Origin of the sequence: Rhodoplanes roseus, assembly GCF_003258865.1 — a bacterium.
Lineage (GTDB): Bacteria > Pseudomonadota > Alphaproteobacteria > Rhizobiales > Xanthobacteraceae > Rhodoplanes > Rhodoplanes roseus.
Genome location: NZ_NPEX01000243.1, coordinates 1 through 8,992 on the forward strand (window position 1 = coordinate 1; position 8,992 = coordinate 8,992).

At 69.4% G+C, this 8,992-nt stretch carries 11 protein-coding genes; 2 read left to right on the forward strand and 9 right to left on the reverse strand.

What is annotated here, in order from left to right:
• Positions 1 to 67: 67 nt before the first annotated feature.
• The 3 genes from CH341_RS24375 to CH341_RS24385 all read right to left on the reverse strand — a co-directional run bounded on the left by CH341_RS24375 (position 68) and on the right by CH341_RS24385 (position 1,268).
• Entirely contained in the window at positions 68 to 346 is a 279-nt protein-coding gene (locus CH341_RS24375; RefSeq protein ID WP_111421579.1) for a hypothetical protein, read from the reverse strand.
• A 331-nt stretch (positions 347 to 677) separates the two neighbouring features.
• Complete coding sequence (locus CH341_RS24380) at positions 678 to 1,052, reverse strand: outer membrane protein (protein WP_111421580.1); 375 nt, start codon at positions 1,050 to 1,052, stop codon at positions 678 to 680.
• Positions 1,053 to 1,073: 21 nt separating this feature from the next.
• Positions 1,074 to 1,268, reverse strand: a complete 195-nt coding sequence (locus CH341_RS24385) for a 4Fe-4S dicluster domain-containing protein (protein ID WP_111421581.1) — start codon at positions 1,266 to 1,268, stop codon at positions 1,074 to 1,076.
• A 253-nt stretch (positions 1,269 to 1,521) separates the two neighbouring features.
• Here CH341_RS24385 and CH341_RS24390 point away from each other — a divergent pair, with 253 nt between their 5' ends.
• Positions 1,522 to 2,580 (forward strand): FecR domain-containing protein, encoded by a 1,059-nt coding sequence (locus CH341_RS24390; protein WP_111421582.1) that lies wholly within the window; start codon positions 1,522 to 1,524, stop codon positions 2,578 to 2,580.
• 3 nt (positions 2,581 to 2,583) lie between these two features.
• Here the strand turns inward: CH341_RS24390 and CH341_RS24395 are convergent, their stop codons facing one another.
• Both CH341_RS24395 and CH341_RS24400 read right to left on the reverse strand, forming a co-directional pair.
• On the reverse strand, positions 2,584 to 2,931 hold the full coding sequence (locus tag CH341_RS24395; protein ID WP_146604606.1) for a hypothetical protein: 348 nt from the start codon (positions 2,929 to 2,931) through the stop codon (positions 2,584 to 2,586).
• A gap of 104 nt (positions 2,932 to 3,035) precedes the next feature.
• Positions 3,036 to 3,269, reverse strand: coding sequence for a hypothetical protein (locus tag CH341_RS24400; protein WP_146604607.1), 234 nt, complete (start codon positions 3,267 to 3,269; stop codon positions 3,036 to 3,038).
• Positions 3,270 to 3,553: 284 nt separating this feature from the next.
• Between CH341_RS24400 and CH341_RS24405 the strand changes: the two genes are divergently transcribed.
• Entirely contained in the window at positions 3,554 to 3,880 is a 327-nt protein-coding gene (locus tag CH341_RS24405; protein WP_111421585.1) for an HU family DNA-binding protein, read from the forward strand.
• 223 nt (positions 3,881 to 4,103) lie between these two features.
• Here CH341_RS24405 and CH341_RS24410 read toward each other — a convergent pair whose 3' ends face one another.
• The 4 genes from CH341_RS24410 to CH341_RS24425 form a co-directional block, all read right to left on the reverse strand.
• A complete protein-coding gene (locus CH341_RS24410; RefSeq protein ID WP_210208593.1) occupies positions 4,104 to 5,108 on the reverse strand; it encodes a Bug family tripartite tricarboxylate transporter substrate binding protein in 1,005 nt (334 codons plus the stop codon).
• Between the two features lie 80 nt (positions 5,109 to 5,188).
• Entirely contained in the window at positions 5,189 to 5,410 is a 222-nt protein-coding gene (locus CH341_RS33860) for a hypothetical protein (protein ID WP_146604608.1), read from the reverse strand.
• 202 nt (positions 5,411 to 5,612) lie between these two features.
• Positions 5,613 to 6,959, reverse strand: a complete 1,347-nt coding sequence (locus CH341_RS24420) for a dihydroorotase (protein WP_111421587.1) — start codon at positions 6,957 to 6,959, stop codon at positions 5,613 to 5,615.
• Positions 6,960 to 7,216: 257 nt separating this feature from the next.
• A partial coding sequence (locus CH341_RS24425) for an ABC transporter substrate-binding protein (protein WP_210208594.1) occupies positions 7,217 to 8,992 on the reverse strand: 1,776 nt, incomplete at its 5' end.

The following is an 8,992-nucleotide window of genomic DNA, read 5'->3' on the forward strand; positions in this document are numbered from 1 at the left end:
GCGCGGGTCGGAGCCCGCGCCCGGCGATCACGGCCTGCCGGCGTGGCGGGCCGAGAACGCTGCGTCGTCATGCCGGGACGCGAACCTCGTCGGTGAAGACCAGGGTCGCGACGGTCTTGTTCGCCGGGGCCCGGCCGTCCGTGAAGACGAGCGTGGAGGGGCTGGTGTCGACCTCGTGGGCCAGGAAGCCGGCGCCGGAGGAGCCGCGATCGTCGAGCACGGCGATGTCCGTCCCGGTCCAGCAGTCGATGGTGCTGTCGCCGAACAGGTCCGCCAGCAGGACCTCGTCGTCGCCGGACCAGGCCCCGGTCGCGAATTCGATCGTGGTGACGGTCTCCGCCCGCATCGTGTCGGCCCCAGGAAGAGGGTCGCTGGCCGTAGCCGCCGCGGCGTCTTCGGGATCGGCGCCTGTCGTGATCGAAAGTGCTTCGAAATCGGCCTTTGTGTGCCTCACGGCCCCCATGCTCCCCGCCCCGGTGATGTCAGGACAACCGGTTCCGCCCCCGAAACCGCAGCCCGGCGCGCCTCCGCCAGGACGAGAGTTATGGTATAATAATGCTAGTATTAACGTCAATATGATACTAGCCCGTTCTACGACGGGCCGCGGCGGAGCCGGAACGACGAAGCCCCGGGCTGGTGGCCCGGGGCTTCTGACGCACCGACGGTCGGGACCGTCTTCAGAACGGCGGGGCGCCGACGTCGAACTTGGAGTTCACGCCGAACTCGACGATGTGCTGATCCGCACTCAGCGAGCGCGAGAAGGCATCGCAGCCGCCGACCGAATAGCATTCGGTGAGGGCGACGCTGGTGGCGCCGTAGTTCAGGGAGTTGTACTCGAGCTTGGTCGTCCAGTTGTTGGTGAGGGCGTATTCGAGGCCGACACCGAGCAGCAGGCCGTCGAGCGTCTCCTCACCCGTGTAGCTGTCGACATGGCCGCCGGACGTGGAGCCGCCGCTGATGTCGAAGCGGCCCCACACCCAGCCGGCCTTGCCGTAGACCAGGGCGCGATCGAAGGCGATGCCGAAGCGGGCAGCGACGTCGAAGCTGTACAATGAATATGAAAAGGTCGGCCGTCAGGCCGGAACGCAGGTGCCCTCGACCGGGCAGACCGCCGCGCATTGCGGCTCGTCGAAATGCCCCTCGCACTGCGTGCACTTGACGGCGTCGATCACATAGATGTCGCCCTTCATGGCGATCGCCGTGTTGGGGCACTCGAACTCGCAGGCGCCGCAGGCGGTGCATTGCGACGCGATGATCTTGTAGGCCATGGCGGCACACTCCTTCTGTGCCTTCGGCGTATCAGTCCGGGGGGCGTGCCGCCATTTGGGGAAATCCGGATTGGAACGGCTCGAAACTACGAGAGCCGCCGCGGCGTCGGTGCAGCGCGCGTATGGTTGACGAGTCGTTGCGCCGATCGGCCGAATACACCCCAATACCGCTAAGCAGTTTTTCGGAGTTTTCGACTAGCGTGGATCCTGGGTCGCGCCGCCACCCCCAAGCTCCGGTCCGTCGAGGTCCAATATGTGCCCCGTGCCCCCGGTCTCGCGCTTCGCCACACTCGCGATCCTGCTGTCGCTCGCGACTGCCGGTCTGTCGACGCCCTCGTCCGCCGAGGAGGCCGGCTGGCGGGTGGCCCGCGTCTCCGGTGACGCCCGCCTGACGACCCCGGCCAGGACCGCGCCGCTGAGCCCGGACGCCGTAGTGGCACCCGGCGACACCGCCTCGACGGGCGCCAACGGCCGCGTCCTTCTGGTGCGCGGCGGCAGCGACGAATCCGTGCTGCTGGCGCCGGACACGACCGTCACGGTGCCGCGCGCGGCCGACCCCGACAGCACCGCCACCATCCTGCACCGGAGCGGCTCCATTCTCGTGCGCGCGCTGCGACCGACCGAGCGGGCGTTTCGGATCGAGACGCCACGCATCGTCGCGGCCGGGCAGAACGCCGAGTTCCGCGTCACCATCGGCGAGATCCGCTCGAGCGTCGACGTGCTGCGCGGCGAGGCCCGGGTCCTGGACGTGCAGACCGGGCAGAACGCCGTCGTGACGGCGGACCAGCGCGCCAGCGTCCCGGCCTTCGGCACGGCCGGACTCTCGTTGAGCGGCAACGGGCCGCTGAGCCCGGTTCTCGGAGACGCGCGCCGGGCCGCGGTGCCGACGCCGATCGAGACCACCCGCCCGGCCTGGCTGCCGGCCGCCGGGGCGGACCCACTGCGGCTGATCGATACGCTGCCGCCTCCCTCGGCGCCGCCGCACGGATGGGACAATCCGCTGCGCCGCGCCTTCGAGGCGCTCGGCGATACGGCACGCCGCGGCCTGCGTAGCGCCGGGGCGACCGACGACGACGCCACGCTCGTCGTCACCGTCGCCTCGATCGTCGGGATTCTGGTCGCGCTCGCGGCCGCGATCCTGCGCCGGCTGATGCGCCGCTCGCTCGGGCCGCAATCGCGCGGCGCGCTGTTGTCCCACCTCGTGCCGGCGGCAGGACGGCCGGCACGGCGCGACGCGCCGGCGCGCGATCCGATCGCCCGGTTGCGCAACCTCGAGCACCACACCGCGCCACGCTGCCGCGTGCAACTCTGAAGGCTAGAGGCCGGCGCCCGGCACGAAGCACAGGATGCGGGCGCGCGATCCGCCGACGCTCGGCAGGGCGCAGAGAACCGGCTCACCGGTGGGATTGCCGGAGTCGTGGATCACCAGCTCGGGCGGAATGTCGACCCATTCGCCGGACGGCAGCCGCGCCCGGTGATGATCGCCGACCGTATCGGCCTCGGTCCGCTTGCAGTCCGACGGGTCGCAGCAGATGGCGCCGGTGGCGGGCGAGCGCAGCTTCTTGAACCAGGCTCGCAGACGCTCGTCGACATGATCGTATTCGCCGTTGTCGCGCGCATAGGCCGGCGTCGCGACGAGAAGCACGATCAGGATTCTGAACACGCGCACCCTCCCTGGTTAGTACAGGCATCCGGCTCGTATTCACGATTCGAAATCAGCAGGAATCATGCCAATGCAGAACAGTCCTTGGTCATGCGCGGCCGGACTCAGTCGTGCGACTCGACGATGCTGACAGCGTGAAGACGAATACCGGCGACGACGTGCCGACAGCGGCGGGTCGATCCTCTTTTTCCGATCGCCGCGACGAGACTGTTCCCGAGTCCGCCCGACGCGAAGACCGCGACGGCTGCGCGGCGCGCCCCGATCCGGCCCGCCGTTACGGCCCTGGCGATCGCCCGGATGCTGTCCCGGGCCGGCGTCACGACCGCGATCGTCGGCACCCGAGCGCGCGCCATGATCGGCCACCGGCCACGCCGCCGCGACGCTCGCGCTCCGCGAGTCCGTCCGCGGCGACCTCGCGGCGGCATTGCCGTGACGGCGGGCCGGAACCGCCCCGCACGCGCCCCGACGCGGCCGAAACGCCCGCCGAACGGCCCGAATCCCCCGTTGCCTTCAAAAAGACTGAGGATTCATCGGCACATTCGCGATTCCACACTGGCCAGAGTCCGCGAATCGTATAATGGGCTGGGATATCTGTTCATCAGTGCCGAGGAGGAACTCCCGAATGCCGAAGGCCGCGACTGCCAAACCCGCCGCGACTGCCAAGCCCGCCCAGGCGACCGTCACGCTGAAGCACATCGCCGCGACGATCGCCGGAAACCACGAGATCGCCAAGAAGCAGTCCGAGACGATCCTGGGCGACGTGGTCGGTCTCATCACCAAGCACCTCAAGAAGGGCGACCGGATCCGCATCAGCGGCCTCGGCATCCTGCAGGTGAAGAAGCGCGCCGCCCGCATGGGCCGCAACCCGGCCACGGGCGAGGCCATCAAGATCAAGGCGAGCAAGAAGATCGCCTTCCGGGCCGCCAAGGAGCTCAAGGACGCGATCTGAGGTCTTGCCGGCCGCGACGACGCGGGCGCCGCTCCGGCGCGCCACGCGACCGCGGCTCGCCACCCTCGAGCCGGGCCGGAGTGATGTCACGATCGCCCGTCTCCTGCTCGCATCGCCATGAGATATCGAAAAGGCCCGCCGACCTCGTCGCGCGGGCCTTTTTCTCGCGCTCCGCGGCAAGCCGAAGCGAGGCCGGGCCCGCACGCGGGTGGAGGATGTCGGCTCAGTTCGCCTTGATGGCGGCGTCGCGGATCAGATCGCGATACTTCGCGTATTCGCTCCTGGCGTAGGCCATCAGCTCGTCCTCCCGGCCGGAGGCGGGCGTGACGCCGACGCTGCGCAGCCGCTCGATCACGTCGGGCGCCTTCAGCACCACCTGCAACTCGGCGCTGAGCTTGTCGATGATCGGCTGCGGCGTCTTGGCCGGCGCGTAGAGCGCGTACCAGCCGTTGACCGAAAAATTCGGATAGCCGGATTCGGCGAAGGACGGCACGTCGGGAAAGTCGGGCAGCCGCTGCGGCGACGATACCGCGAGCGGCCGCACCTTGCCGCCGCGGATCAGCGCGGCCGCGTTGGTCGAGGTGTCGAAGATGACGTCGAGCCGCTTGCCGATCAGGTCGAGAATGTGCGCACTGCCGCCCTTGTAGGGCACGTGGATCATGCTGAGCTTGTTCTGCAGGCAGAAGCTGGCGCCGGCGATGTGCAGCGGCGAGCCGTTGCCGGACGAACCGTACGTCAGGTCGCCCGGCCGCGCCCTGGCGGCGTCGACCACGTCCTTGACGGTCTTGTAGGGCGACTCGTTGTAGGTGATCAGCATGGTCGGCGCGGTGCCGAACAGGCCGATCGGCGCGAAGTCGTCGATCGGATGGTAGTCGGCCTTGAACAGATGCGGGCTCACCGCATTGGAGGCGAAGCCGCCGACGAACAGCGTGTAGCCGTCCGGCGCGGCGCGGGCCGCCTGGCTGGCGCCGAGCAGGGTGCCGGCACCGGGCCGGTTGTCGACGATCACCTGCTGCCGCAGCCGGTCGGACAGCTTCTGTCCGATCAGCCGGCCCAGCATGTCGTTCGCGCCGCCGGCCGGATAGGGCACGATCAACATGATCGACCTGGACGGATAGGCGTCCCTGGCCCGGACGGCGTCGGAGCCGACGACCGCGACGCCCAGCGCGGCGCCGAGCCCGAGCACGAGGGCTCGCTTGTCGAGGGCGGCACGGGACATGGTGGTCATGTCGTCCTCCCGATGGCCGGCCGGCCCCTCTGAGTACGGACACGCGCGAGGTCTTCGCGTCCGCGCTCCGGGCCGGCGATTCATCCCGCCTTGATATTGGCCCTCTCGATCACCTTGCGCCACCTCTGTGTCTCGTCGGCGATGAACCGGGCCAGCTTCATCTCGCTCGCCGGCCTTTCGACGATCGGCCGCGGCGTCGCAGCGGGCGCCAGACAGCCGGTAGGCGGTGCCCTGCCGCACGTGATGGCGGTCCCGAGCGATCGGCGAACGCGTGGCCGGCCGCCGCCGATGCCCTCGATCACGGAGAGGCCGACCAGCGGATGGGCCCTGCGGTTGGGCTAGGCCTCGATGCAGTGCGCCATGGCATCGACGCCGTTCGGCGCCGTCGGGGCCGGCGGCACGCTCATGGCGAGGTCCGGATCGACGACGGCGAGGTCCGCCAGCCTGTCGACGCTCTCGACCGCGACCGCCTGTTCGGCGGGAGCTGATCCGCCGGCGCCCGGGTCAGGCCGGCACGTTGAGGCAGCGCGCCGGACGCACCGCAGTGTCGTCGAAGGCGCCGTTCTCGGCCACCACGGCACCGGCCACGATGGTCATGACGGGCCAGCCCTTCAGCGTCATGCCCGCATAGATGCAGTGCCCCTTGCCCTGGTGCGTCACGGTCTTCTCGAGATCGAGATCGACCAGTACGAGATCGGCGTCGGCGCCGACCTGCAACGTGCCCTTCCTGGGCGCGAGGCCGAAGCGGCGCGCCGGATTCCACGAGCTCAGCGCGACCAGCCGCGACAGCGGCACGCCGCGGGCGTGATGGCCGAAATGCAGCATCAGCGGCAGCTCCCACTGGAAGCCGACCGCGCCGGGCGACTCGGTCCACAGATCCAGTCCCTTCTTCGGTCGGAACGGCACGTGATCGGTGCCGATGGAGAAGATCCCCCCGTCCGCGACGCCGCGCCATAGCGCCTCCTGCTCCTCCTTGGTGCGCAGCGGCGGGCAGATCTTCGCCTTCATGTCGAGATCGGGATCGTAGGAGGTGCGGGTGAGATAATGCGGGCAGGTCTCGATGGTGACGTCGACGCCGCGCGCGCGCGCCTCGACGCCGAGCTTCACGCCGGCCCCGATGGTGGTGTGCACGACGTGCAGCGGGCAGCCGGTGAGCTCGGAGAAGAAGATCATCCGGCGGATCGTCTCCTCCTCGACGAAGCCCGGCCGCGATTCCTGATAGGCGCCGAGATCCTGGCGGCCGGTGGGGCGGATCTCGCGCTCCAGCCAGGTGCCGATCGCGGTGTTCTCGCAATGGACGTTGATGACGCCGCCACGGATTTTGGCGAGCGAGCGCATGGCCCCGTAGATCCAGCCGTCGGTCGCCGGCACGATGCCGATGGCGTTGTCGGGCTCGTAGCCGAAGTAGAACTTGTATGAGACGACGCCGGTATCGGCCGTGATCTGCTCGAGCCGGTGGACGTCCTCCTCGCGCTGGATGATCAGGTGGAAGCCCCAGTCGATCGCCGAGTTCTCCGCGATCTGGCGCTGCTTCTCGCGGAAGAAGCCGAGATAGTCGGGGTCGACCAGCGGCGTGTAGTCGAGCGCCGAGGTGACGCCGCCGACCGCGGCGGGCGGCGTCTCGGTCGCCAGGTCCTCGGCATACGGATAGTGGAAGCCGAGATGGCAGTGGGTGTCGATGACGCCGGGCATCAGCACCCGGCCTTCGGCATCGACGACGCGCGTCGCGTCCGGCAGCAGCGCGTCGGCGCCGAGCGCGGCGATGCGCCCGTCGACCACGGCGACGCCGCCGAAGAACTCGCCGTCGTGACGAACGACGCGCGCGTTGCGCACGACAAGGTCGGCTTTCATTGAGTCATCTCTCGCGTTTCGTTGCGGCTCTTGCGCCGGGCGTTCGAGTCTCCTCCGCCCTCACCCTGAGGAGGCTGCGAAGCAGCCGTCTCGAAGGGCGAGGGCGGCCACCACCGAAATCGACTGGCGGATTTCGGTGGTGCCACGGACGCAAGTCGGTGGAAGCCGACGTGCGGGGGCCTCATGGTTCGAGACGCGATCCTTCGGATCGCTCCTCACCATGAGGTCGATGTCCGTATGAAGGGCCCGCCAGGGCTTCACCCCATCGACACCGGGGTGAAGTCGGCGAACCAGTTCTGCGGCTGGACGAAGCCCTTGAGCTTGGCCGACATGGCGCGCGGGTTGCGGTCGTGCACCACCATCAGGGCGGCGCAATCGTCGACCAGCAGCGCGTGCGCCTTGGCCAGCGCGCCGTCGCGCGCCGCCGTGTCGCGGGCGAGCTGCGCCTCCTTGAAGGCGGCGTCGACGGCCGGGTTCGCATAGTGCCCCCAATTGGTGCCCCGCGGCGCCGTCAGGGCGGAGTCGAAGCAGCGCACGAAGCCGCTGGTCGGATCCTGGGTGGGAAGCGAGAGATTGAGCGCGACCGGATTGTCGGCCGGCGCCTTGGCGCCGTTGCGATAGGCGGTGAACAGCGTGAGAAAGTCGACGACCTGATACTCGACTTCGATGCCGACGGCGCTGAGGTTCTGCTGGATCGCCTCGTTCATCGGCAGCGGCTGCATCTGGCCGCCGCCCGAGTTGGCGATCAGAATCTTCGCGCGCGCCGGCTTGCCGGGACCGTAGCCCGCTTCGGCCAGAAGCGTCTTGGCAGCCGCGGGATCGTACTTCAGCACGAAGCTCGGCGTCCCGAACCAGGGCGACGAGCGCGGCACCATGCCCTCGGCCGCGATGGCCGTGCCGTTGAGCATCTCGACGATGCCGGCGCGGTCGATCGCCAGATTGGCGGCCTGCCGCACCCGCTTGTCGCCGAAGGCCGAGCCCGGCAGCGTCGACAGGTACCAGATCCAGGTGTGCGGATAGATGTTCATGGTGACGGCGACGCCGGCGCTCTTCAGGCTCGGGATCGTGTCGGGCGGCACCGACTCGATGAAGTCGACCTGGGCGGCGCGCAGCGCGGCGACGCGCGCCGTGCCGTCCGGGATCGGCACCAGCACCAGCGTCGCCGCCTTGGCGAGGCGGGCCTTGTCCCAATAGGCGTCGTTGCGGGCGAGCTGGAGCCGCACCCGCGGCTCCAGCTTGACGACCTTGAACGGTCCGGTGCCGGCGGGCTCGGCCGCGAACTTCATCCAGTCGCTGCCGAGCGCGGCGAACTTCGCCGGGCTCGCGAACAGCAGGAAGGTGAGCTGATAAGGAACCAGCGAATCCTCGGCATGGGTGAGGACCGCGATGGTCGTCGCGTCGATCTTCTCGGCGCCCTTCACACTGGGTAGGCGCGACCGGATGCCGAGCGCACGCTGGGCCAGATACTGCGGCGCCTTGTCGTCGAACACCGAGGCGAAATTCCACACCGCCGCGTCGGCGTCGAACGGCGTGCCGTCGTGGAATGTCGCGCCGCGGCGCAGCTTGACGATCCAGCGCTTGGGATCGGCCGGGTCCATGCTCCACGATTCCGCCAGAGCCGGCGCCAGCGTCGAGGGCTTGTCGGCCGAGGAGAGATCCCAGCCGACCAGCGCGTCGAACACCGTATAGCCGCCGAAGCGCAGGCCCTCGAAGCCGCCGTCCGGCCCGGCCCACAGGCGCGGGACGTCACCGAGCGACATGGCGATGGTGACCTTGCCGTCGGCGGCGAAGGCCGTGCCGGAGCCGAGCGTCGCGAGCACGCCGGCGGCGGCACCGCCGATCAGGACGTGGCGCCGCGACAGTGCGGCGGCGGACGGGGACTGGCTGAGATCGGTCATGCGGGGGTCTCCAGATGAAGCGGGCGAGCGAAGCGATGTCGTGGAGTCGGGCGGCCGGCCGGTGCGCGCCTCGAGATCGACCGAGGAGACCGGCGCGGTGTTGCCGGTGAACTCGGCATGGAGCGTCACCGGCAT

Coding starts and splice junctions, on each gene's coding strand:
- CH341_RS24420 (WP_111421587.1), bottom strand. CDS start 6,959: ATGAAAGCCGACCTTGTCGTGCGCAACGCGCGCGTCGTTCGTCACGAC.
- CH341_RS24375 (WP_111421579.1), bottom strand. CDS start 346: ATGCGGGCGGAGACCGTCACCACGATCGAATTCGCGACCGGGGCCTGG.
- CH341_RS24410 (WP_210208593.1), bottom strand. CDS start 5,108: ATGACCACCATGTCCCGTGCCGCCCTCGACAAGCGAGCCCTCGTGCTC.
- CH341_RS24390 (WP_111421582.1), top strand. CDS start 1,522: ATGTGCCCCGTGCCCCCGGTCTCGCGCTTCGCCACACTCGCGATCCTG.
- CH341_RS24405 (WP_111421585.1), top strand. CDS start 3,554: ATGCCGAAGGCCGCGACTGCCAAACCCGCCGCGACTGCCAAGCCCGCC.
- CH341_RS24385 (WP_111421581.1), bottom strand. CDS start 1,268: ATGGCCTACAAGATCATCGCGTCGCAATGCACCGCCTGCGGCGCCTGC.